Consider the following 23093-nt stretch of genomic DNA (forward strand, 5'->3'; position numbering starts at 1 on the left):
GACTTCTTCGAGGATGAACCGCCTTTGACCGCCTGGTGTACGGATTGCTTTAAGCTTACCTTCGTTTTCCCATCTCCTGAGACTGGAGACATGGACACCAAGGATTTTAGCTGCTTCCTTGGGAGTGATATGTTGCATCAAAACCTCATTAAATCAACTACTTTTAGTGTAGCGTGAGTTAATGAGATTTGCTTGTTTTAAGCAAATAAGTTACAATTAGTTACACGTCCACTCCAGAGGCTGACATGGTAGAACTTACCGCATCTAAAAGGGTACACCGACCGCCGGACAGCGTTTGATGCGACATTTAAGGAAACTGGTGCTAAGACTCCCACATTTGTATAGGATTTAGGATTTTTGCCACCGGGTTTCTAGATGTCTTTGAAAGGCAGTGGCAAAGCCTGGCTTACAGGAGTTGTCCACGCTTACCTACTTCGCCTTTTATATATGAGCTTTACCGCTATGGAAGTAGTTTAGCATTTGTAAACGTCCTATGGGAATCGGGTTTGATTTTCCCACGGGGGAGGTAAGTTAACTATCAATATAATACGGCAGGGTGACAGACCTGAGCTTTGAGGTAGCCGGGGAAACGCGAGAGGATGTTTGTCAAGTCATGATTAGTGTATCAACTATTGTTTTACCCCTCCCTAGCCATCCCCTTGTAAGGGGAGGGGAATGGATTTGATTGTTTTTTGTGGGGTCGGTGAGCGAAGTCGATAGCGATAGCGTGGCGTTAGCCATACCGTGTTCGGTGTGTTCCCTCAAACTAAAAAAAATTGTACCTCACGAGCATGGGAAATGCTATATAAACAAGATATGACAACAAGTTATAGAGAACGATACCACTTAAAGCCGGGTTTACTGAGGAAGATTACAACTGTTGAGAATCGACTCTCTCTCAAGGATGGGAGATGTTAAATCTAGTGGCTTGTAGCTGATTTTCTAGGTTTGCACGTAAGCGCAAGTCTGCTATTGACCAAACCCACAAGTTATTTGTAGACAATATAAAATCTTCTTGTTTATGAGTGACAATTGCATCTAATTGCCAATACTTAGCACAGCATAACTCTACAGCAGATTCAAAATCCCTCAGGGGTAATGAACGTGCCTTTTGGAGAATGTGGGGGTTAACCTGAGAGAGTGCAATTTTTTCCTGTAACCAATATAATATCATCTCAGCAATATTACTACCGTTTAAGCATCTGGCATAGGCAGAAATTTTTTGCGCGCCGAGATTTGTCAGGTACATCTGAATAGCTGGATTTACTTGGTCTAATAATTGTCTAATATCTTCTGTAAATTCTTGGCGATTCATCAAAGCTTCTAGTATTAAATCAGCATCCAATAAAATTCTGATCACTTGATATCCCCTTTATAGTCTAATAAAGATAGCGTCAGAAAGCAGTTGAGAGCCATTAATTTTACATTCCTGGTCTGGATATTTTACGTACTTACTTTGGGAACAATCAATTAGTAAGACTGTAATTTAAACAACTCAAGTCGTAAGTATAAATGGGCTTTAGCTATCTCAATTGAGTATGAACATAATTAAATACAAGCTGAACCAGCAAGATTTCAGATAGGGTGTGAAATTAGGCTTGAAGTAATGTTCAGCCCAATTATCTGCAATTGAGCTCAAGGGAAGTCTCAGAGGATGTCTGGTGTGGTTTGATTGATGAATTGATTGGTTGAGGCGGGGAATGGGGAAGACCAACGGACGGCTTTTAGCCGTCCAGGTCTTGGTTAAATCTAAAAATTTAAGCTCGGCCAGTCTGGTTGACGATAATAGTGGGTCATGTCATCGAATTTTCGTAGTTCCACAGAGTGGATGAAAAATTCTGGAGAACTTTCCAGCCATTGCTGATTCAATTCAGACAGCATAGTGGTGAAATTTGTACGGTCTAAATCTGAGGAAATGTCGCCAAAATAGCCCAATGTAATGTGGGCTGTCAGGTGATAATGCTGTTCAACACCCAAAGCCATTAAGTTGGGATTTTGATAGATTTGGCGGCGAAATTGAATAATCTGCTCATAACAACGTTGGTCTTGAGGGACTAAACAAACACCTATGGCTCTCGGCATGACTATCAGCCCGAGCATTTGCCATTGAATCGGAGGGGTTCGGTTTGTGATGGATTGTTGATATTGCTGCAAGATTTCAGCACAACAGGAACGTAACTCTTGTTCAAATTCCGGGTTTTTTTCGCAGGTATGAAGATAAGCACTGTCCCAAATCAAGTCAGCTAAAGTCAAATGAAAGCTAGTAGGGGGTACGGGGACAATCAAATCACTATTGACAGGTAGCTGTAAAAGTTCCTGCTGGTAAGATTGTAATTTTGTATAGAAGGTAGAGTTTTTCGCATCTTCGTCACCCGGTGGGGTAATGAGTGAATACCCAGGAAAAGGTGTAGGTTGTCTGAGTCCAGAATGTAAATGAAACTTACCAGATTCCTGAATATGCTGAATTTGGGATCTGTAAGCTTCTGGTAGCGTCATTCTTGCTACTCGGTTTAGGTAAGTTTGATAGTTGTCGTCCAATCTTAGTAGCCTCGCGCTCTCACTTGATAGATTTTAAGGAAATTTACTCAGATTATGCAGAGTGATTTCAAAAGTGTTGAACTTTTTTTTCAATGTTTCTATTTTTGAGTTATAATTATTACAAATCTATAAGTATAATTTACCTTTTTTTGTGGAGATGCTAGCGCGGACGGTTAGCCGGTTCTGGTCGGCATGGTAACCCATTCTTGGCATATCAACCATCTGCCACAAGAGTCAATTCTGTGTTTGGTAGATATGAACAGCAATTCATCCCCTGAGTTGCTGTGAGTTTATCAGTGGTGATGCGTAAAATAAGTAGGTTAAAAGACAAAGGGACGCAGGGTTAATATAGCATTGGGGGTTAAGTGTGTCAAAAATACGACAAGGCAAAAGGATATATAAACTATGACAAAAATATTAGATACTCTGGTTAACTCTCTCTCAGGTCTAGAAATTATTACCGAACCTAGCCACGTGGCCAAATTATCTCAGGATTATCACACCTTTAGCCCAGTTCTAATACCAAAGCTGCAAGGAAAAGTTGGGGATATGGTTGTCCGTCCCAGCAATGAAAAAGAGGTAATAAAAGTTGCCCAGGCTTGTGTAGAATACCAAATACCTATAACTGTGAGAGGTGCGGGAACTGGTAATTATGGGCAATGTGTGCCTTTACATGGGGGCGTAATTTTAGATATGTCGCAGATGCAGGGGATACCTTGGGTAAAACCGGGGGTAGCACGGGTAGAAGCTGGGGTAAAGTTGGCGGCTATAGATAAAAAAGCTAGGGAAATAGGCTGGGAAATCCGGATGGCACCCTCGACATACCGCACAGCGACTATTGCTGGGTTTATTGCTGGTGGAAGTGGGGGGATTGGGTCAATACAATATGGGTTGTTAGGCGATCGCGGTAATATTTTAGCTCTGCGAGTGGTAACCTTAGAAGACCAGCCCCGTGTCATGGAATTACGAGGTGATGATGTCAGTAAAGTAACTCATGTCTGGGGTATCAATGGCATTATTACTGAGGCGGAAATTCCCTTAGGGCCTGCTTACCCTTGGGCGGAAGTGATTGTTACTTTTAACGATTTTATGGCAGCTGGGAGGTTTGGGCAAGCCTTGGGTAATGCGGATGGGATGATTAAAAAATTAATTGCGGTGTTTGCAGCGCCCATTCCCGAATACTTTCACTCACTACAAGAGTATATTTCCCAAGGTAGTCACTCAGTCTTGTTAATGTTGGCGGAACCAAGTTTAGAATTATTACCCGGTTTAGTGCAGCAATATGGTGGACAGATTACCTATAAAAAACCAGTTGCAGAAAAAAGTCTGAACTTGGGGGAATTTACTTGGAATCACACCACCCTTCACGCCCGGAGTATAGATCATTCAATTACCTACTTACAAAGTATGTTTCCGCCAGATCCTAATTTGGAACTGGTAGAGCATATGTATCATTACTTTGGTGATGAAGTGATGATGCATTTAGAATTTTTCCGAGTGAATGGGAGGGTCATTCCAGGTGCTTTACAGCTGGTGCGTTACACCACAGAAGAACGCCTAAATGAAATTATTCGCTATCACGAAGCCAAGGGGGTATCTATTGCTAATCCCCACACATATATTATTGAAGATGGGGGGAGAAAGGTGATTGACCCTGAGCAGTTAAAGTTTAAGGAAATGGTTGATCCTTATGGGTTAATGAATCCTGGTAAAAGCAAGGTTTTAGAATTTAATAAATGAAGCTGTGAAGATGATAAGAGTATTGATGACTGTGCAAATAAGTTTGTACAGAATTCGCTAAAGCCTTTGCTAATAAAGGAGGTACAGCATTACCAATCTGGTTAAACTGATTGTTTTGGGAACCTTGAAATTGAAACCAATCAGGGAAACTTTGTAGACGCGCGCCCTCACGAACTGTCAGCCTTCTTCTGCGTCCATCTGGTAAACGGATGCGTAACATATCACCGGTTGGACTGGATAAATTTCTACAAGTGACTGTTCTGACAGGGGAATCCAAATGAATATCTCTAGGATTGATGCATTTAGAAGCTATCTCATACTTTTTAATATATTCATCCATGCTAGGAGTCAGAAATTTAGAATTAGGTGGTGCTAAATATGCTAATTCTCCCAAGGCTTCTCCAGCAGTGTAAGGTGAATATAAATGTGTTTTTTCCGGCCACTCCCACCCGCCTTTATGTGCTACACAAAACAGTCTCTCTCGTTTTTGAGGTACACCATAGTGGGCGGCGTTTAAAATTTCCCATTCAACTATGTAATCAAGTTTTTTTAAGGCTAAAACAATTTCTGCAAAATATTTCTGATTACGAAATAGCATTCCCCTGACATTTTCAAACAAAGCTAGTTGAGGACGATAACGCTCAACAGCAGCAAGAAAAGTTGGGAAGCCATCACGACTATCTTTTAAGCCTAATTGATGACCACTGACGCTAAAGGGTTGACAAGGGGGACCGCCAATTATAACTGTAGCTTTCTCAATTAAATCAGATAATGGTGTTAAATTAACCTGATGACAGACACTCGGCAGATTATGTTGATATGTCGCGCAGGCATCTGCTAAAATTTCGTAACCAATTGTTGGAAAACCTGTAGCTTCAAAGCCCAGGGCTAACCCACCACAACCGGCAAATAAATCAATGACTAAATGTTGAGTTTTATTTGTTTGAGGTAGTTGTAGTTCTGTTTCTAGAAAGTTCAGGTAAGGCGGTCTGAATGTCAAGGTTTGAAATCAAATCTTAAAGAACTAATTAGATAAAAGTAGGGCAGTAACCCTAACTATAAATCTTTAAGGGGTGAAAATCTATGGTGTGAACACCTGAACAGTATCATTTGGGACAGATAATTGCACCCGTGCGCCGATGGGTAGGGGAATATCAGCGATGGTGCGAGCATGAATTTCTTTCCCGGAGGCGGTTTTTAAACAATAGAGATACTCTCGGCCTAAAAATCTGCGGCTGTGAATAAATACAGCCGAATCAGTGGCTGGTTCTAATCTTAAGCCTTCCTGACGGATCATGATTTCGCCGGTATCGTTGCTGAGGTTAACTGGTAATTCAAAATTACCTACTTCGGTTTCCCAAATATTACCTTGACGGCGGGCGGGAAGGAAGTTAGCCTGGGTGACAAATTCAGCGACAAACCTGGATGCAGGATGAGTGTAAATTTCTTCTGGTGTGCCTATTTGTTCTAAGTTTCCTTGTCTCATGACACCGACTAAATCGGAAATTGCTAGCGCTTCTTCTTGGTCATGGGTAACAAATATGGCTGAAGTACCTGCGGCTTTGAGGATGTCTCGGATTTCTTCGCGCAAGCGCAACCGCACTTGTATATCTAGGTTGCTTAAGGGTTCATCTAACAGCATGAGTTGAGGTTGGGGTGCTAAGGCGCGGGCGAGGGCGACTCGTTGCTGCTGTCCGCCTGAGAGTTCGTAAGGGTAACGTTTTTCTAAGCCTTGCAGGTTGACTAGTTCAATGACTTGGCTGATACGTTTTTGTATTTGCTGTGGTGTGGAATGTTTTAAGCCAAAGGCGACATTTTCGGCGACGGTTAAGTGGGGAAACAGTGCGTAGTCTTGAAAGACAATACCGATGTCGCGGTGTTCGGGGGGAACAGAAACAGAACCGTTACCAACTATTTTACCGCCAATTTTAATTGTTCCCGATTGCAGCTTCTCAAAGCCGGCAATCATGCGCAACAGGGTAGTTTTACCGCAACCAGAGGGGCCGAGTAATCCTAATATATCTCCTTGTTGGAGGGTTAAGGAGACGTTATTGACGGCGGGAGGGACATTTGGGGAAAACTGCTTGGTGATATTTTCTAATTGGACAATTGCTTGTTGCATGGTAGATAAGAAATAAAGCGATGAGGAAATTAAAATTTGGGTTGTGTTTTGGGGTTAGGTATTACTTTGTCTTCTTTAACGTTTTCTTGAGATAGTACTAATAAGGTTGAACCCATGGAAACTAGCAGCATGGTGAGGGAGGCGGCGGCCGCATCGGCAAAAGCTACGTTTTCTGTGGCTTGCCAAATTTCTGTGGCTAGGGTGTTAAAGCCTATGGGTGCTAGTAACATTGTGGCGGGTAATTCTTTGATGGCTGTGAGAAATACTAGTACTGCACCACTGATTAAACCTGGTTTGACTAGGGGAAGGGTGATTTCTTTTAGGGTTTCCCAAGGAGTTCTACCTAGGCTGCGTGCTGATTCTTCTAGCTGGGGATTTATTTGTAAAAGACTAGTGCGTATTCCTCCCATTGATTGGGGCAGAAATAAGACTAAATAGGCAAATACCAGCATTGGTAATGTTTGATATAGCCAGGGTAAGTAGTTAGCCCCAAAAAAGACTAATGATAAAGCGATGACAATTCCTGGTATGCCAAAACTGATGTATGAGCAGCGTTCAATGATGGCGCTGATTTTGGTGGGGAATCTGACTGATAGGATGGCTACAGGTAAGGCAAATATTGTAGCAGCGATCGCACCTAATCCAGCTGCTGAAACTGAGTTGAGGATACTGGGTAACAAGTTGGGGAAGTTGTAACCGCTGTTGATCCCGCGAATTAGCCAAAATAAGGTGATACCTACTGGTAACACTACACCGAAGCTAGTGATCAGTAGGCAAAAGCCCAGAGCTGGCCATTTCCAAATTCCTAATTTGACAATTTTGGGGGGACGCAGGGAGGCGGATCCGCGAGTGTAATATGCAGCGCGCGATCGCATGCGATACTCTAGCCATAAAATCAACAGTACCAGTGTTACCAACATTAAAGATAACACTGCGGCTGTGTTGCGGTTAAAGCTAGCTTTGTATTGCATGAAAATTACCCTTGTAAAGGAGTCAAACTGCATTAAAGAGGGTGTACCGAAATCTCGCAGCGCATACAAAGCTACTAATAACCCCCCGGCAATTATTGATGGTTTCAGTTGAGGTAGAACCACCTTAAAAAAGGTTTCGTGACTACCATAACCCAGACTGCGCCCGGCTTCTTCTATAGAAGGGTCTATACCTTGTAGTCCTGAACGTACACTCAGGAGTAAGTAAGGGTAAGTAAACAAAGTAATTGCTAAAACCGCACCGGGAAAACCATAAATAGAAGGTAACTCTTCTACTCCCAAAGGTTCTAGTAATATTTGTAAAAAACTGCCTCTGGGTGCTAAGGTGGCAATCAAAGCAAAACTGCCCACATAGCTAGGAACTGCTAAGGGTAATGTGGTGGCCACTACCCAAAATTTCCGTCCTGGTAAATCTGTCCGCACTGTTAAAAAAGCTAATGGGACGGCAATCACTGCAGAAAATACAGTCACTGTTGCCGCCATAGCAGCACTCTGTAAGAATACATCAATATTACGGGGACGAGTGATTAATGCCCAAAACTCATCCCCACCAATACCAACTGCGCGAATCACTAAATATACTAACGGTAGGGTAATAGCCACAGCTACCACCCCCGCCGCTAATATGAGAAATAATGGAGGGCGAACCGATGATTTCAATTTTTACAAAACTCCTGCCTCTTGTAGCAATTCTAAGGTTCCTTCTAAATCTTGTAAATTAGTGAGGTTAATATTTGGCCCCTGAATCTGACTTAATGGTACTTGATTTGCTGGCCCTGCTACTCCTTTGACTAAAGGATATTCATTTGTTTGTGTAGCAAAGTATGTTTGTGAACTTGGTTTGAGTAGGTAGCCAATAAATCTTTCTACGTCTGATTTTTGCTTGGTGGATCCCATAATTGCGACACCTGCGATGTTAATCATCGATCCTGGGTCTTTATTAGTGTAGTGAGTCGCCACAGGGAAATTAGGATTAGTTTTTTTGAAGTTAGCTAAGTAGTAATGATTCGTGAGACCGATATCAGCTTCTCCGCGTCCTATGGCTTCGACAATTGTAGTATTGTTGCGGTAAACTTTTGTGCCATTAGCTCTCATAGCTCGTAGCCATTCCAGAGTTCTGGTTTCTCCTTCCAGGGTGCGCATGGCGGTAACAAATGATTGGAATGAACCGTTAGTTGGAGCCCATCCTACCTTACCGCGCCATTGTGGTCTGGTTAACTCCCAGATAGACTTTGGTAGTTCACTTTGTCGGACGCGATTCGTATTATAGTTTAATACCCGCGCCCGTCCAGAAATACCCATCCAATTTCCCCGGGGAGAACGAAAGCGCGGATCTACTTGGTTGAGTAGGTCAGGCGAAATGGTTGTAGTTAGCTTGCGTCTTTCTAACGCGCCTAAAGCACCTGCATCTTGAGCAAAAAATAAGTCAGCACGGGTATTTTTACCCTCTTCTACAAGAGCAATAGCCAACTCCGCAGTATCACCATAACGCACTTGGATATTCATACCCAGGTCTTTTTCGGCTTGTTCGAGTAAGGGCGAAATCAGTTTTTCTCCTCTACCTGAATAGATAGTGATAGTTTTTGTCTGTGCATTTACACTCAGACCAATTCCCCAAGTGAGCATGAAAGCTAAAGCTCCGGCTGAAACTTGCTTTAATGAGAAAGTTTTCAATTTTTTACCCTCGATTTTTCCTTAACAGAAATATTTTTCAATAGAGTTGACTACTTATAAGTATTATCATTAAGTAGTCCTAGTAAGCAAGAACAATTCTCAACTTTTTTCTCAGCAGGTTCTGCTGGTGTGAGCTAACCAAGAGCCAGATCGGCTTAAATGACTGCTACTTCCTGCATGATTTGTAGTGTTTTCTCCAAATCATTGAGGTTACTCAAATCAATTTTTTTATTTTGTTGGCGAATTTCAGTGAGTGATTTCAAATTCCCTTGGGGAGAAATTCCCGAAACCAGAGGATACTCATAAGTTTGATTAGCAAAATAGTTTTGAGCATCTTGACTGAGCAAAAATTCTGTAAACCTTTGAGCTATATTAGGATGCTTGGCAGTATTGACAATCGCTACGCCGGCGACATTGACTAAAGACCCAACATCTTGAGTGAAATGATGTGCGACAGGAACTTGAGGATTATCTTGTTTAATTCGTTCCAAATAGTAATGGTTAACAAGTCCTACAGCTATTTCACCACGACTTAAAGCTTCAACTATTGATGTGTTGTTAGGATACACTTTTGGCTGGTTAGCTTTAATACCTTTTAACCATTCTTTTGCTTTCTCGTCACCCTCGGCAACCCGTAACCCAGTGACAAAGGATTGAAACGAACCATTGGTAGGTGCCCAGGCGATTTTCCCTTTCCATTTCGGGTCAGTAAAGCCAAAAATTGAGGATGGTAATTCCTCTGGTTTGACTAATTTAGTATTGTAATCTACTGTACGGACTCGACCCGTAACACCTACCCATTTACCCTCTGGAGAACGGTAAGCACTATCGACCTGATTCAGGAGGGAGTCGGGTAATTTTACGGCTCTACCGGCTTTCTGTAGCGCTCCGAGAGCGCCTGCATCTTGACCAAAAAATACATCTGCGGGACTATTTGTACCTTCTTCCAAAATTGCTGATGCTAATTCAGCCGTATCACCATAACGGACTTGAATTTTAGCGTTAGTTTGTTGTTCAAACTGCTTGATTAATTCACCGATGAGTTTTTCGTTGCGTCCTGAGTAAATTACTAGTTCTGATTCTAACTGTGTGGCGGTTTGATCAGAATTCCCATTGCAGGAAACTACTAATCCAGCGCTAGCAGTTGCTATTCCTAAATAAATAAATTGGCGACGTTTCATGCTTTCCCTAAATCGGAACTGTTACAGATTTTGATCAAACAATCAACTGCTATGGCTACTTGAGAGAACAATTGTGCTCCTCCTACCAATTGGATGCAAAGATGACTGATTTTGCGGTAATGCTGTTTTTTTTAGTTGATATTATTGACAATACCTTTTAATTATGCTTCTAGATATACTTGAGATTAATTTCTATTAAATCAGAATTTTGCTCTAAAAGCAATTAGATCCATATAGGAATTATTCGCGAATAACTAGGTGGGTAGGAGTTTTACGGAGTAGGTTTAGTTTCTCAACAGTTTTTGGCTATCAACCATTTTGGGTGTCCCTGGGGTGAAATGCATTGTGATGGAAATTTCAGGGATAGTGGGGCGATCGCTCAGGGGATGTTTGTCAAGTCATGATTAGTGTATCAACTATTGCTTGACCCCACCCTAGCCCCTTGTAAGGGGAGGGGACTGGATTTGATTGTTTTTTGTGTTTTCCCCAATCCTTCGGTGTTCCCTGTTCCCTGTTCCCTGTTCCCTAAGATAAAAATTACCTGTGGAAAACTTATCAAACATCCTCTGAGTGAGCCTAGAAAATAAACGTATAATCCAGGTCTATAAATTGATCTGTCTGTAGTTACTCAATTTAAGGTATGATCAAAAGCCTGCTAATTAATGACAATGCTGCTGACAGGAGATGCATATGGCCCGGATGTATTATGACGAAGATGCCAATTTAGACCTTTTGGCTGGAAAAACTATTGCCATTATTGGCTATGGTTCCCAAGGTCATGCCCACGCCCTTAATCTAAAAGATAGTGGTTTAAATGTGATTGTGGGACTATATCCGGGTAGTAAGTCAGCAGTCAAAGCGGAAGCATCTGGTTTAACTGTGAAATCTGTAGCCGATGCTGCGAAAGCTGCTGATTTCATCATGATTTTATTACCGGATGAAGTCCAAAAGACAGTTTACAAAAACGAAATTGAACCAAATCTAGAAGCTGGTAAGGTTCTGGCCTTCGCCCATGGCTTTAATATTCACTTTAGCCAAGTCGTCCCACCTGCTAATGTAGATGTGGTGATGGTTGCACCCAAAGGACCGGGACATTTAGTACGCCGGACTTATGAGCAAGGACAAGGGGTACCGGCGCTGTTTGCAGTTTATCAAAATGCTAGCGGTCAGGCACGCGATCGCGCCATGGCTTATGCTAGAGGTATTGGTGGTACAAGGGCTGGTATTTTAGAGACCACATTCCGGGAAGAAACCGAAACAGATTTGTTTGGTGAACAAGCGGTATTATGTGGTGGTTTAAGCGCCTTAATTAAAGCTGGATTTGAAACCTTAGTAGAAGCTGGTTATCAACCAGAGTTAGCTTATTTTGAATGTCTCCACGAAGTGAAACTAATTGTTGACTTAGTTGTGGAAGGGGGACTAGCCCAAATGCGCGATAGTATTTCTAACACTGCTGAGTATGGCGACTACACCCGTGGCCCTAGGGTAGTGAACGAAGCTACCAAAGCGGAAATGAAGAAAATCCTCAGCGAAATTCAATCTGGGCAATTTGCGCGGGAATTTGTCTTAGAAAACCAAGCTGGTAAACCAGGATTTACTGCTATGCGCCGCCAAGAAGCTGAACACCCCATTGAGGAAGTTGGTAAAGATTTACGCGCCATGTTTAGCTGGTTAAAGAAAGTGTAATTAAGCTTGCGTAATTCCCCATGGGGAATTACGCAATATTATGATGTCCTTGGTGTTTCTATACCAAGTTGGGTCGATGTTGAATCCAAGGGTTGGCGGCTTCTAATTGCGCTGCTAGAGTAATTAAAGTGGATTCCGCCGCGGGTTTGCCCACTAGCTGTACACTCATAGGTAACCCGTTAGCATCAAAACCCACAGGAATGGCTATAGCCGGTTGTCCCGTGGCGTTAGCAGCGGGACAAGGTGCTACCCAGTGGATAATTTTTTGGAATGTCTCTTCTGGAGTTAAATCAGCCCATTCCCCCACCCGAATGGGTGAACGTAAATATACAGGCAATACTAGTACATCTACGGTATCGAAAAACGCCACAATTTGCCTGGCTAGGATTTGCATTTGGGAAACCGCCCGGAGATACTCACCCACAGAACCTATGCGGGAGAAGAGAAAGCGATTCACCGGCTGTAATGCTTCTGGTGGTATTCCTGATGCAGCGACAGCACCTTGCCACACAGTTTGAAATGGTTCTACTAACCCACTCAAATCAAGGGACTTCTCTTCTATAGTATGACCTAATTGTGCTAATAATTCTACTGTTTGCATTACCCCTTGCTGACAGTTAGCATCAGCTAGCCCCAGGGGGTGGATACTGGTACTAAAGGCGATGCGTAAATTACCGAGTTTCTCTGTGGTAGCGGCGAGGAAGGAAGTTTGAGGATCTGGTAACCAGTAAGGATCACCTGTGACATAACCGGACATGACATCTAAAAGGGCGGCTGCATCTGCTACCGTCCGGGCGATCGGTCCATTAGTACCAAGTCCAGCTACGGGACTTCCTACGGGTGCATGGGTGACTCTACCCCTTGATGGTTTTATACCCACTAAACCACAGCAAGCGGCGGGACCGCGAATAGAGCCGCCACCGTCGGAACCTTGGGCTATGGCACACAACCCCGCTGCTACCGCTGCAGCAGCACCGCCACTGGAACCGCCGGGGGTGTATTCTAAATTCCAAGGGTTTCTCGCTGGGGGAAATCCTGTAGGTTCGGTGTAAGGAAATGAACCTAGTTCTGAGGTGGCGGTTTTACCCAGGATAATAAATCCAGCTTGTTTAATGCGAGTGACTACGCCATCATCGTAGTTAGGGATGTTTTGTAATAAGGCTGGACTCCCATAGGTACAGGGTACACCAGCCACGGCGTTGAGGTCTTTAATGGAAATGGGGACACCGAAAAATGGCGGTAGTTCTGAGGTGGTTGTTAATATTTCTGTTTTAGCCTGAGCATCTGCGATCGCTTGTTCTGCTGTGACTGTAAAATAACTTCCTAGTTGGGGGTTAAACTGCTCAATGCGGTTTAAATATAATTCTACTAATTCCAGGGGTGATAGTTCCCGACCACGAATCAGCTTGGCTAATTCTAGGGCTGGGGTAAAAGCTAAATCATTGTTATTCATATGTTGATTAATTAAAATATCTATTTATCAGGGTATATTTACTTATGGCTGGAGTTATATAACCTCCAAGTTTGTATTAGGGACCGGAGTCCCCAAAACTATGTATATTAAACTTGGGTGCGGTCTGTTAAAATCTCGTAACCTGTTTCTGTCACTAAAACCGTATGTTCAAACTGGGCTGATAGAGAATTATCTACAGTTACAGCGGTCCATCTGTCAGACAATATTCTAGTATGCTTAGAACCTGCATTTAAAATTGGTTCAATTGCTAAAGTCATTCCTGCGCGGAGTTTCACATTTGGCATTTCCCGGGTGCGGTAGTTAAAAACTGAAGGTTCTTCGTGTAAATTCCGACCTACACCATGCCCTGTAAATCCTTCCACCACACTAAAACCATTACTTTTTACATGGTCTTCTATGGCTCCGGCTAAGTCAAGTAAATAAGCACCCGCCTTTACCTGTTCAATACCTTTATAAAGTGCTTCTTCTGCAACGCGGATGAGTTTAGCAGCATCTGGGGTGACATCTCCCACGGCGATGGTAATACAAGAATCACCATGAAAACCTTCGTAATAAGCACCGGTATCTACTTTTAACACATCCCCGGTTTGAATTACTTTCTTAGTGCTGGGGATACCATGGACAACTTCATGATTAATACTGGCACAAATGGAACCGGTAAAGCCATGATAGCCTTTAAAGCTGGGTGTAGCGCCCATTTCCCGGATGCGGTTTTCAGCGTAAGCGTCCAAATCAGCTGTAGTCATACCCGGCTTGACCATCTCAGAAATTTCTTTGAGTACGGTAGCTACAATTTTAGCTGATTGCCGCATGGTTTCAATTTCCCGGGGGGATTTAATTTCAATTCCCCGGTGTTGTTTTGGTGTGGTTTGGGGCTGAGTTTTTTGGGAGAGCAGGTTACTGAGAATGTTCATGGAGAGTTTAATAATTACTGATGACTGACTGATATGGCTATAAATTTAAGTTAGCTTATTTTTACCAAGCCTGGTTTGCGATTGCTGTCATCAGTTACTGTATAGCAATTTCTCCTGTCATTCCTGCTGCTGTATGTCCGGCTATAGAACAGTTTAAGCTATATTTCCCGGGTTTGATGGGCACAAAGAACCATTGCGCTTCTGCACCGGGTTTGAGTTCTAGTTCATGAATTGCGCCTTTGACTTCTACTTTGCCAGCTTCGACTTTTTGCGTCCAGATACTATCAGCAAAATCTTTGGCTGTGAAATAATGTTTTAGTTGGCTGGGATTATTTAGGTGTAATAGATAGCGTTTACCAGGGACAAATTCTAAATGATCTGGTTCAAATTTGAGTTCATTAGCGGAATTACCTAAACTAATCGTAATTTCTCTAGGTGGCTGTTTAAGTAAATTATCTGTAAAATCAGCGGCGATCGCCTGGCTCTGAAGCGCAAAAACTAAGCACAGCAGCAAACATAGGAAAGTGAACTGGCGAATTAAACGCAGTACATTAGGTAGAATTGGGTAGAATATATTTTGATAAAATTCTGTAAATAACCGAGTCATTGAGTAGTTAAACCAAATTTTGCCAAGGGGATAATATATTAACTAATTTTGACAATGTTACAAAAAAACCAGAATAATTGTAGCATGGTTTAATACACCCTGTAACTAATCAAGTTGAGCCAGACAGCGAATAAATTCTAGGGGTAAGCCATCAGTATCAGCAATAAAAGCCACCTCCCAAATGCGATCGCCTATTTGCTGCTGAGTGGGTTCTAAAAGTACTTTCAGGGGTGGTAAATTCTCTGCACAATTAACACGTGATTGTAAATTTGTCAACCATCCGGGTAAATCGGATGTAATTGTAGTTAAATCAAAAGACAGATGATAATAACCCACATAATGCTCATCGGTAAAAGCATCTGGTGCGGGTTTAGGTTGAGGAATTTGGATTAATTCGATTCTTCCCCCTAAACCTTCCATCCAACAAGCCAGAGTATAGCCTGTGGTGAAGCGCTCACAAACTGTAAACCCTAACAGTTCATAGAATGCGATCGCCCGATGAATATTAGCAGTGCGAATCGAAGCGTGATGCATAATAATTTAGTCACCCCCTGGTAGAGACAATTGATCGATTGTCTCTACATCTGTTACTCAAATAATCGGAAATAGGGATAGCGTACAGGTACACCAGGTTCCTTTTCCAGATCAAAATTAATCACATCCCAACTGGGATCTTGGGAAGCATCGGGGCTAAAATCCACGGGTAAGCCATATAATCGTGCTGAGGTAGCTTCCGGGTCTCCAGAACGCCAAGGGGTGCTACGTTCTAGATAGCCACTCATCAACTCCTGATAACGTTGAGCAATAATTACCCGTGTTGCCCTGTAACCTTGAGTATACAGCTTATCCAATGCCTCGTGGATTTCAAAGCGAATGCCATCGGGATGGGTATGCTGTCTATACCATTCATTATTCCAGCGTCGCCAATGACGACCCGACTGGAGGTGAACTAACTCTCCATTTTTAGGGTTGGCCTCAAAAGCACCATGACGGGGACACAAATAAGTATCTGTGAGTGTCAGAGCCGGAATAGACTGACGACAGTGGGGACACTGAATGTCAGGGCCAAATATAGGGTACTGCAAGCCTGGATTCATCATGAAGTGCATAAAAACATATTGTCGTTTTCACCAGCACCAGCGAGTTGGATTTGACACTTCGGCTCCTCTATTGTCGAGGCTTGCTCATTGCTGCAAAGAAACCGAGTTTCAGCGTAAACAATCTTCACTAGCATCTGACTCAGATGAGAGAGGTGACACTGTGATATTCTGGTTGTGCAGCAAGCCTCAAACTTTAGAGCTTCTCCAGTGTTCGGTGGGTACCATATTCATATTCTATCGTGTCTACAACTTCTTACTGGCCATCTCCCGATTTTTCTCAAGCAGCTTTCATCGCCGCCAATGCTGTGGTTATAGGTTCGGTAAACATTCAAGCCGGGGTCAGCATTTGGTATGGTGCAGTAGTTAGGGGAGATGTAGAACGCATTGATATTGGGGAATGTACAAACATTCAAGATGGGGCAATTTTACATGGTGACCCTGGTTTACCAACAATTCTAGAACATCATGTCACTATCGGCCATCGCGCCGTGGTACATTCTGCCCACATTGAATATGGCTGCTTGATTGGCATTGGTGCAATTATTTTAGATGGGGTGAGAGTGGGTCATGGTAGCATCGTTGGTGCTGGCGCGGTGGTAACTAAGAATGTCCCCCCTCGGTCTCTAGTGGTCGGTGTTCCTGGTAAGGTATTGCGCCCAGTTCCAGAAAACGAAGCCGCAGAACTGATAGAACACGCAGAACGTTACAAAAAGTTAGCTTTAGTTCATGGGGGAACGGGAAATGATCTTGGTTTTGCTCACCAGAAATAGTGCCAAAGATTGTAATATAACTATATATTGGTAATTAGCCTGAAGGCAGCAATGCTTAACATGATTGCAATCCCCGCTGAAACTTGTAATCCCATGGGACTAGCAAAATTTGCCAATTAGGTTAAAAATAAACATGAGAACAGTTCATAAAACTTTAATTTTCACTTAAAAGAGGAGTTCTAGATATGGATATCGATTACCGTATAGTCATCGTTCTTGCACCCATTGTCATTGCTGGTAGTTGGGCTGCATTTAACATTGGTGCTGCAGCTTTAAGACAAGTACAAAACTTTTTGAACAGAGAAGCCTAAGTTTAAACAAAATTATCGATAAAATCGGCTGTTTCCTTAATTCAGGACAGTCGTTTTTTGGGGGGGAAATGGGGTATTTTCGCCCTATTCCCTCATATACCTTGTCTTTCTCATCTGTTTGTGGATATAAATTCTTTACTAAAACCGTTTCAGCATTTTGGCGTTAATCTGGGACTCTCCCGCATTATCAAACTATTGGCTAACCTGGGTAACCCCCATCTGCAAGTTCCGGTAATTCACGTTGCTGGTACTAATGGTAAAGGTTCTGTTTGTGCTTATCTTAACTCTATACTCACTGAAGCTGGTTATCAGACTGGCTGTTATATCTCTCCTCATTTAGTTGATTGGACTGAACGCATTTGTATTAATAAACAGCCAATTACTAGTGAGAAGTTCAGCCAATTAATCTTACAAGTCCAAGATGCTATTCAAGCTGATGATGAGTACCCAACCCAGTTTGAAGTGATTACCGCCGCTGCTTGGTTGTATTTTGCTCAAGCTCAAGTTGATGTGGCCGTGATAGAAGTGGGTTTGGGGGGGCGGTTGGATGCGACCAATGTTTGCTCAGATCCATTAGTAACTATAATTACATCTATTAGCCGGGAACATTGGCAGCAATTAGGTCCGACTGTGGCGGATATTGCTAGGGAAAAAGCAGGTATTATTAAACCGGGGTGTCCGGTTGTGGTGGGGAAATTGCCCCCAGATGCCCAAAAAGTTGTGCGATCGCGTGCCGCAGAATTACAATCCCCGTATATTGCACCAAGATCTGCTCATGAAATCTCCCCCGGATGGGCTGAATATGAAACTCAGGTAAACTCCTGGGTTATTAAATATCCTCTCCCATTACAGGGGCAAATTCAACTAAATAACTCAGCCTTAGCTTTAGCTGGTGTAGAAATTCTGCAAAACCAGGGTTGGAAGATTTCCCCAGAAGCGATTGTTAACGGGATGAGTAAAACTCAATGGCCCGGACGAATGCAATGGGTGAGTTGGAAAAACCGCAAATTATTAATTGATGGCGCTCATAACCCCGCAGCTGCTCAAGCATTAAGAGATTATGTAGACAGTTTACACACCCCTGGGTTAACTTGGGTGATGGGAATGCTTTCTACTAAAGAACATGGAGATATTTTTCAAGCCTTACTGCGATCGCAAGACCAATTATATCTAGTTCCAGTCCCAGATCATAGTTCAGCCGACCCCAGAGAACTAGCCCAAATAGCTGTAAAAATTTGTCCAGAATTGTCCAGATGTGAAACCTATCCAGATTTAACATCCGCCTTAGACGCAGCTATTAATGAGAAAAATAATCAACTTGTTTTGTGTGGTTCTCTCTACTTAATCGGTCATTTTTTCAGACAGGGGGGATAGATCCCCGGCTGTTGAACCAGTCGGGGATGTGGTTAAAATCTCAGACTATAGCCTATTATTCCATTCTTGAGCCGCATCTTCCACAGCTTGATCTACAGTTTTTTGACCTAACATCGCTGCTTGTAAATTTTCATAAATCGCCTTTTGCAGACGTTTAGAATCTTTCAAAGTTGGCGTTAAAATCTCTGCTTGTTGCAATTGTTTCGCACTAATCACCCTCGCCCGTTCCACTGTAGAAGCAGTATCAGGGACATTTTGAAAGTAACTATCTGCCAGTGCTTGTTTTGTGGATGGTAAAACATTAGCAGCTTTAGCAAAGGCTAGCTGATTCTTGTCATTGGTGACAAATAAAGCAAACTTAACGGCCGCATCGGGATGTTGACTAGCACGGGGGACAACTAAATTCATCACAGCCACATTCTTTTTACCAGTATCACCGGTAATCTGGGGTGCGATCGCGGAGGCCTTGGCAATTTGGGGAGCATTCCTAGCAATGGTATTGAGAAACTCAGGTCCGGAAGCTAAAAAAGCCGTTTGTCCAGACTGGTATAAATCAATGCCATGGCGATGTCCTTGGGTTAAAGCCTCCCTGGGAAGTAACCCCTGTTGATATAAATTCACCCAATATTGAAAAGCTGCTTTACCTTCGGGAGAATTAAAAGCCGCCTTACCCTGCTCATTGACTAGGGTAACGCCCATTTGTACAAATGACTCCAACACCTCACCGGAATCTTGGGGTACAAAAGTGACAAAAAAGGCATATTTACCCGTCTGGTCTTTAATTTTCTGGGCGACATCTGCCAATTCTGCATAGGTTGACGGTACTTTATTAATACCTGCCTGTTGTAATAAATCAGTGTTATAAATATTTAGCCTGGTAGTCAAGTACCAGGGGATACCAAAACTTTTACCATTCAGGGTGCTAGCTTTCCAAATATTCGGTAGATAAGAAGAACGTTCTGGGTCAGAAATTTTGGGATCTAAGTCTAACCAAGCATTTCTTCCCGCCAGTTGGGAAGCAAAAACTGGATTGAGATTGACGACATCAGGTGGTGTATTTGCTGAGACAGATGTTAAAATTTTGTTCTCCATTGCCGCCCAGGGCACATCAACCCAGTTGACCTTGATACCGGGATTTTCCGTTTCAAAATTAGCAATCAAACCTTGGAAATAGTCAGTAAATTGAGGTTGGAGTTGCATCGTCCAAAACTCAACAGTTGCTTGTGTACCCGCAGGAGATACTGTATTATTAGCAGTATTACAACTTACTAACCAACTAGTAAGTAAGCCTACCAATGCCCAAATAACTAGTTGTTTGAATTTTCGCAATCGGATCATTTTAGCCTGATGATTACATTTGCAAGGGGTGAAAAGTTGTCAAAATCAGTTGCTTAGTCTATCAAAAATTGTCAAGTATCAGTCAGTTGATCATGTTAATCTGCTCTTAACCCATGACCAGGTTGAGAGCAAAAGCTAAAAAAATCTGGGGCATTTTTCAGTATTGCGGTAATTTATCTGTATATTTTGTGGTTTAAATTTACTGAAAAAGCACAAAAAAACCCGAAATCTATATAAATTAATGGTTTCATCTATCCAGTTCAGGCTACAACACCTTAGAATGATTCATTGAAAAGTCGATCTGATGGGATATACAGGTATTTCTAACATCAATAATCCCAAAGAGCGACTTTTCTAATTCTCTCTAGGGAGAATTAATCAAAGATGCCACACAGTGCAACTGTCGAGAATCTCAAGTAAAGATCAAGGAGTTTGATATGAACAAGGGTGAATTAGTTGATGCAGTGTCTGAAAAGGCTAGTGTTACTAAAAAACAAGCCGATGCTGTGTTAACTGCTGCTTTGGAGACTATTATTGAAGCTGTCTCTTCTGGGGATAAAGTAACATTAGTAGGATTTGGCTCCTTTGAATCACGAGAACGCAAGGCTCGTGAAGGTCGCAACCCCAAAACTAACGAAAAGATGGAAATTCCTGCCACTAGGGTTCCTGCTTTCTCGGCTGGTAAGCTGTTTAGAGAAAAGGTTGCACCCCCAAAAGAACCCAAAGAATAGATAACGTTTTAGGGAACCTCTTATTGATGCAGCAACCAGTTCACGGTGGAAATTTAGCCTGGGCGGCAGCACTAGCTGGCTGTCCACCTGAAGGTATTCTGGATTTTTCTGCCAGCATCAGTCCTTTGGGACCACCAAATAGCGCGATCGCGGCTATTTATTCCCAAATTAGTAATCTTAGGCACTATCCACAACCAGATTACAGTGAACTTAGAGTTGCTTTAGGAGGCTTTCATAAATTACCTTCTGAGTGGATTCTGCCAGGGAATGGTTCAGCGGAATTACTGACTTTAGCCGGGAGAGAGTTAGCGAATTTATCCGCAACATCCTTAGTTACTCCAGCCTTTGGCGATTATTACCGAACACTAACGGCATATAATGCTAATATCCTGGAGTTTCCCCTTTCTTTGACAACTGGACAATGGGAAATAGGAATAAATTCTGGTTCATATCCTTTATCTTCACCAGGAAGTTATGGATTATTGCTAAATAATCCTCATAACCCCACAGGGAGGTTATTCTACAGGGGGGCGATTTTGCCTTATTTAGAGCAATATTCCTTGGTGGTGCTGGATGAGGCATTTATGGATTTTCTCCCCCCCGATGAGGAACAAAGTCTCATTGGAATGGTGCAAGAATATCCAAATCTCGTAGTATTGCGATCGCTAACGAAATTTTACAGTCTCCCCGGACTGAGATTAGGCTATGCGATCGCCCACCCTGACCGTCTGGCTCAATGGCAATCATGGCGAGATCCCTGGCCTGTAAACACCCTAGCCGCCGCCGCCGCCATTGCCGCTATCCAAGATCAAGAGTTTCAAGAGCGCACCTGGAAATGGCTACCACAGGCAAGAAACCAACTTTTTCAAGGTTTAACCTCAATTCCAGGTTTGCAGCCTCTAGAAGGCAGTGCTAACTTCCTACTAGTAGGATCACAATCATCAAGTTCTCAATTACAACAACAATTACTCCAGCATCACCAAATTTTAATTCGTGATTGCCTCAGCTTTAAAGAATTAGGCGATCGCTTTTTCCGGGTTGCTGTCCGTTCGGAGTCTGATAACCAACGTCTGCTCACAGCCTTATATTCCTTGACTGTTGACCAATAACCAATGACAATTGATTATGACTTAGTAATTATTGGTGGTACTGTTGCCGGACGCTATGCAGCCCTAGTTGCAACCCAACTCAAAGCCACCGTGGCTTTAGTGGAGTCTCAAGTAAATTATGGCTTTAGTCAACATCAAGCCATCAGCGAAGTTGCTAAAATCCTCCATAACCTCAATGATGTTGCTGGCCGGGGAATTCACACCACACAACCATCACTCACCTGGACAGAAACCAGGTTGTATAGTCACGGTGTGATCGACCACATCCAAGCACAAACTTCTCTGGCTAACCTAGCAGCTCTGGGTGTAGATGTCATCCTGGGTACTGGTCAATTTCAATCCTTACCCCATTTAGGCTTTACCGTAAATCAACGCCTATTGCGGGGGCGTACCTACTTACTAGCCACTGGTTCTGTTTTGTACCATCCAGAAATTCAGGGATTACAACCCACTGGTTACTTGACATTATCTAATATTTGGCAAACTCTCAAGCAACCAACCTTACCGCAAAATTGGGTAATTATTGGCGGTATTCCCCAAAGTATTGAAGTAGCCCAAACTCTGGCGCGGTTGGGTTGTAGTGTCACCTTAGCCGTGAAATCTGCATCTATTCTCCCCTCCGCCGACCCAGAAATAGCCCACCTGCTGCAAGCACAGTTAGAAGTTGATGGTGTGCGTGTCCTGACTCAAAAACCAGTAACTCAAGTCAAACTAATTGAGGGTAAAAAGTGGGTTCAGGTAGGAAATAAAGCTATTCAAACCGACCAAATCCTAGTAGCAACTGCACAGCAACCAAACCTAGAGTACCTGAATTTAGGTGCTGTAGGTGTGAAATGGCGGCAACGTCGCTTACTGCTCAATGATAAATTACAAACTACTAATCCCCGGATTTACGCCTGTGGCGATGTGATTGGGGGTTATGATTTTCCCAATGTTGCTAATTATGAAGCGAGAATCGCTGTCAAAAATGCCTTGTTTTTTCCCAGATTTACAATCAATTATCGCTGCATTCCCTGGGGTCTCAATTCTCATCCCCGGTTAGCGGAAGTCGGTTTAACACCAGTCCAGGTAAAACGCCAATTTCGACCCGATGAGGTTTTAGTTTTACGGCAGTATTATAAATCAATCCCAGCTGCCCAACTCCGAGATCAAACTACAGGTATATGTAAGTTGATTGTACACCGCAATGGGGAAATTTTGGGAGCCTCCATATTGGGGGAGGAAGCGTCGGAGTTAATTAATATAATTGCTTTGGCTATGTCCCGAAAAATTCCCGTTAAACATTTAGCTTCCTTGTCTTGTGTCTATCCTAGCTTTTCCCAAATTATTGAAGATACAGCCACACAGTGGGGTCAGCAAAGGTTAAATACCAATCATGCTTTACAAGATTTTCTCGAAGGCTTTTTTCATTTCCGCCGCGATTGGAATTGGTAAT

22 protein-coding genes are annotated in these 23093 nt (G+C 42.8%); 8 read left to right on the plus strand and 14 right to left on the minus strand.

Annotation, left to right across the window (positions count from 1 at the left end):
* From NWP22_RS09265 to NWP22_RS09275, 3 genes are all read right to left on the minus strand, one after another.
* Positions 1 to 138 (minus strand): MerR family DNA-binding transcriptional regulator (locus NWP22_RS09265; RefSeq protein ID WP_280801784.1); only part of this gene is annotated, 138 nt, incomplete at its 3' end.
* A gap of 760 nt (positions 139 to 898) precedes the next feature.
* A complete protein-coding gene (locus NWP22_RS09270; RefSeq protein WP_271732517.1) occupies positions 899 to 1360 on the minus strand; it encodes a PIN domain-containing protein in 462 nt (153 codons plus the stop codon).
* Between the two features lie 389 nt (positions 1361 to 1749).
* On the minus strand, positions 1750 to 2538 hold the full coding sequence (locus NWP22_RS09275) for a DUF1868 domain-containing protein (RefSeq protein WP_271732515.1): 789 nt from the start codon (positions 2536 to 2538) through the stop codon (positions 1750 to 1752).
* Between the two features lie 405 nt (positions 2539 to 2943).
* Here NWP22_RS09275 and NWP22_RS09280 point away from each other — a divergent pair, with 405 nt between their 5' ends.
* Complete coding sequence (locus NWP22_RS09280) at positions 2944 to 4278, plus strand: FAD-binding oxidoreductase (protein WP_271732514.1); 1335 nt, start codon at positions 2944 to 2946, stop codon at positions 4276 to 4278.
* Here NWP22_RS09280 and NWP22_RS09285 read toward each other — a convergent pair.
* From NWP22_RS09285 to NWP22_RS09305, 5 genes are all read right to left on the minus strand, one after another.
* Complete coding sequence (locus tag NWP22_RS09285) at positions 4268 to 5278, minus strand: DNA cytosine methyltransferase (protein WP_280801774.1); 1011 nt, start codon at positions 5276 to 5278, stop codon at positions 4268 to 4270. The two genes, NWP22_RS09280 and NWP22_RS09285, sit on opposite strands and share 11 nt — an antisense overlap.
* A gap of 81 nt (positions 5279 to 5359) precedes the next feature.
* Positions 5360 to 6400, minus strand: coding sequence for an ABC transporter ATP-binding protein (locus NWP22_RS09290; protein WP_271732511.1), 1041 nt, complete (start codon positions 6398 to 6400; stop codon positions 5360 to 5362).
* A 29-nt stretch (positions 6401 to 6429) separates the two neighbouring features.
* Complete coding sequence (locus NWP22_RS09295; RefSeq protein WP_271732510.1) at positions 6430 to 8049, minus strand: ABC transporter permease; 1620 nt, start codon at positions 8047 to 8049, stop codon at positions 6430 to 6432.
* Between the two features lie 3 nt (positions 8050 to 8052).
* Positions 8053 to 9063, minus strand: coding sequence for an iron ABC transporter substrate-binding protein (locus NWP22_RS09300; RefSeq protein WP_334310753.1), 1011 nt, complete (start codon positions 9061 to 9063; stop codon positions 8053 to 8055).
* Positions 9064 to 9218: 155 nt separating this feature from the next.
* Complete coding sequence (locus NWP22_RS09305) at positions 9219 to 10244, minus strand: iron ABC transporter substrate-binding protein (protein WP_271732509.1); 1026 nt, start codon at positions 10242 to 10244, stop codon at positions 9219 to 9221.
* Between the two features lie 690 nt (positions 10245 to 10934).
* Here NWP22_RS09305 and ilvC point away from each other — a divergent pair.
* Complete coding sequence (gene ilvC, locus NWP22_RS09310) at positions 10935 to 11930, plus strand: ketol-acid reductoisomerase (protein ID WP_271732508.1); 996 nt, start codon at positions 10935 to 10937, stop codon at positions 11928 to 11930.
* Between the two features lie 58 nt (positions 11931 to 11988).
* Here the strand turns inward: ilvC and NWP22_RS09315 are convergent, their stop codons facing one another.
* The 5 genes from NWP22_RS09315 to NWP22_RS09335 form a co-directional block, all read right to left on the minus strand.
* Entirely contained in the window at positions 11989 to 13383 is a 1395-nt protein-coding gene (locus NWP22_RS09315; protein WP_280801775.1) for an amidase, read from the minus strand.
* Between the two features lie 107 nt (positions 13384 to 13490).
* On the minus strand, positions 13491 to 14318 hold the full coding sequence (gene map / locus NWP22_RS09320; RefSeq protein ID WP_271732506.1) for a type I methionyl aminopeptidase: 828 nt from the start codon (positions 14316 to 14318) through the stop codon (positions 13491 to 13493).
* Positions 14319 to 14412: 94 nt separating this feature from the next.
* Positions 14413 to 14925, minus strand: a complete 513-nt coding sequence (locus NWP22_RS09325) for a plastocyanin/azurin family copper-binding protein (RefSeq protein ID WP_271732505.1) — start codon at positions 14923 to 14925, stop codon at positions 14413 to 14415.
* Between the two features lie 105 nt (positions 14926 to 15030).
* Positions 15031 to 15459 carry a VOC family protein gene (locus NWP22_RS09330; RefSeq protein WP_271732504.1) on the minus strand — a complete coding sequence of 143 codons (429 nt, stop codon included), beginning with the start codon at positions 15457 to 15459 and terminating at the stop codon, positions 15031 to 15033.
* Positions 15460 to 15512: 53 nt separating this feature from the next.
* The gene (locus NWP22_RS09335; RefSeq protein ID WP_425332610.1) at positions 15513 to 16022 is read right to left on the minus strand and encodes a TIGR02652 family protein; all 510 of its coding nucleotides are present in this window, start codon (positions 16020 to 16022) and stop codon (positions 15513 to 15515) included.
* A 242-nt stretch (positions 16023 to 16264) separates the two neighbouring features.
* On the opposite strand from NWP22_RS09335, the gene NWP22_RS09340 reads away from it, so the two are divergent.
* The 3 genes from NWP22_RS09340 (at position 16265) to NWP22_RS09350 (ending at position 18480) form a co-directional block, all read left to right on the plus strand.
* Positions 16265 to 16795, plus strand: a complete 531-nt coding sequence (locus NWP22_RS09340) for a gamma carbonic anhydrase family protein (RefSeq protein ID WP_271732502.1) — start codon at positions 16265 to 16267, stop codon at positions 16793 to 16795.
* Positions 16796 to 16980: 185 nt separating this feature from the next.
* Positions 16981 to 17106: a photosystem II protein Y gene (locus tag NWP22_RS09345; RefSeq protein WP_271732501.1), complete on the plus strand. Its 126-nt coding sequence runs from the start codon at positions 16981 to 16983 to the stop codon at positions 17104 to 17106.
* A gap of 120 nt (positions 17107 to 17226) precedes the next feature.
* A complete protein-coding gene (locus tag NWP22_RS09350) occupies positions 17227 to 18480 on the plus strand; it encodes a bifunctional folylpolyglutamate synthase/dihydrofolate synthase (protein WP_271732500.1) in 1254 nt (417 codons plus the stop codon).
* A gap of 45 nt (positions 18481 to 18525) precedes the next feature.
* Here the strand turns inward: NWP22_RS09350 and NWP22_RS09355 are convergent, their stop codons facing one another.
* A complete protein-coding gene (locus NWP22_RS09355; RefSeq protein WP_271732499.1) occupies positions 18526 to 19818 on the minus strand; it encodes an ABC transporter substrate-binding protein in 1293 nt (430 codons plus the stop codon).
* Between the two features lie 437 nt (positions 19819 to 20255).
* Between NWP22_RS09355 and NWP22_RS09360 the strand changes: the two genes are divergently transcribed.
* The 3 genes from NWP22_RS09360 to NWP22_RS09370 are packed head-to-tail and all read left to right on the plus strand — an operon-like array spanning position 20256 to position 23092.
* Positions 20256 to 20549, plus strand: a complete 294-nt coding sequence (locus NWP22_RS09360; protein ID WP_200989291.1) for an HU family DNA-binding protein — start codon at positions 20256 to 20258, stop codon at positions 20547 to 20549.
* 26 nt (positions 20550 to 20575) lie between these two features.
* On the plus strand, positions 20576 to 21658 hold the full coding sequence (gene cobD, locus NWP22_RS09365) for a threonine-phosphate decarboxylase CobD (protein WP_271732495.1): 1083 nt from the start codon (positions 20576 to 20578) through the stop codon (positions 21656 to 21658).
* A gap of 3 nt (positions 21659 to 21661) precedes the next feature.
* Positions 21662 to 23092: a dihydrolipoyl dehydrogenase family protein gene (locus NWP22_RS09370; RefSeq protein ID WP_271732493.1), complete on the plus strand. Its 1431-nt coding sequence runs from the start codon at positions 21662 to 21664 to the stop codon at positions 23090 to 23092.
* Position 23093 lies beyond the last annotated feature (1 nt).

Origin of the sequence: Anabaenopsis tanganyikae CS-531, from assembly GCF_029891675.1 — a bacterium.
GTDB lineage: Bacteria > Cyanobacteriota > Cyanobacteriia > Cyanobacteriales > Nostocaceae > Anabaenopsis > Anabaenopsis arnoldii.

Excerpts from the sequence above, each read along its gene's own strand:
- NWP22_RS09280 (WP_271732514.1), top strand. The coding sequence starts at position 2,944 with ATGACAAAAATATTAGATACTCTGGTTAACTCTCTCTCAGGTCTAGAA.
- NWP22_RS09290 (WP_271732511.1), bottom strand. The coding sequence starts at position 6,400 with ATGCAACAAGCAATTGTCCAATTAGAAAATATCACCAAGCAGTTTTCC.
- NWP22_RS09305 (WP_271732509.1), bottom strand. The coding sequence starts at position 10,244 with ATGAAACGTCGCCAATTTATTTATTTAGGAATAGCAACTGCTAGCGCT.
- ilvC (WP_271732508.1), top strand. The coding sequence starts at position 10,935 with ATGGCCCGGATGTATTATGACGAAGATGCCAATTTAGACCTTTTGGCT.
- NWP22_RS09315 (WP_280801775.1), bottom strand. The coding sequence starts at position 13,383 with ATGAATAACAATGATTTAGCTTTTACCCCAGCCCTAGAATTAGCCAAG.
- map (WP_271732506.1), bottom strand. The coding sequence starts at position 14,318 with ATGAACATTCTCAGTAACCTGCTCTCCCAAAAAACTCAGCCCCAAACC.
- NWP22_RS09325 (WP_271732505.1), bottom strand. The coding sequence starts at position 14,925 with ATGACTCGGTTATTTACAGAATTTTATCAAAATATATTCTACCCAATT.
- NWP22_RS09330 (WP_271732504.1), bottom strand. The coding sequence starts at position 15,459 with ATGCATCACGCTTCGATTCGCACTGCTAATATTCATCGGGCGATCGCA.
- NWP22_RS09335 (WP_425332610.1), bottom strand. The coding sequence starts at position 16,022 with ATGAATCCAGGCTTGCAGTACCCTATATTTGGCCCTGACATTCAGTGT.
- NWP22_RS09345 (WP_271732501.1), top strand. The coding sequence starts at position 16,981 with ATGGATATCGATTACCGTATAGTCATCGTTCTTGCACCCATTGTCATT.
- NWP22_RS09355 (WP_271732499.1), bottom strand. The coding sequence starts at position 19,818 with ATGATCCGATTGCGAAAATTCAAACAACTAGTTATTTGGGCATTGGTA.
- NWP22_RS09360 (WP_200989291.1), top strand. The coding sequence starts at position 20,256 with ATGAACAAGGGTGAATTAGTTGATGCAGTGTCTGAAAAGGCTAGTGTT.
- cobD (WP_271732495.1), top strand. The coding sequence starts at position 20,576 with ATGCAGCAACCAGTTCACGGTGGAAATTTAGCCTGGGCGGCAGCACTA.
- NWP22_RS09370 (WP_271732493.1), top strand. The coding sequence starts at position 21,662 with ATGACAATTGATTATGACTTAGTAATTATTGGTGGTACTGTTGCCGGA.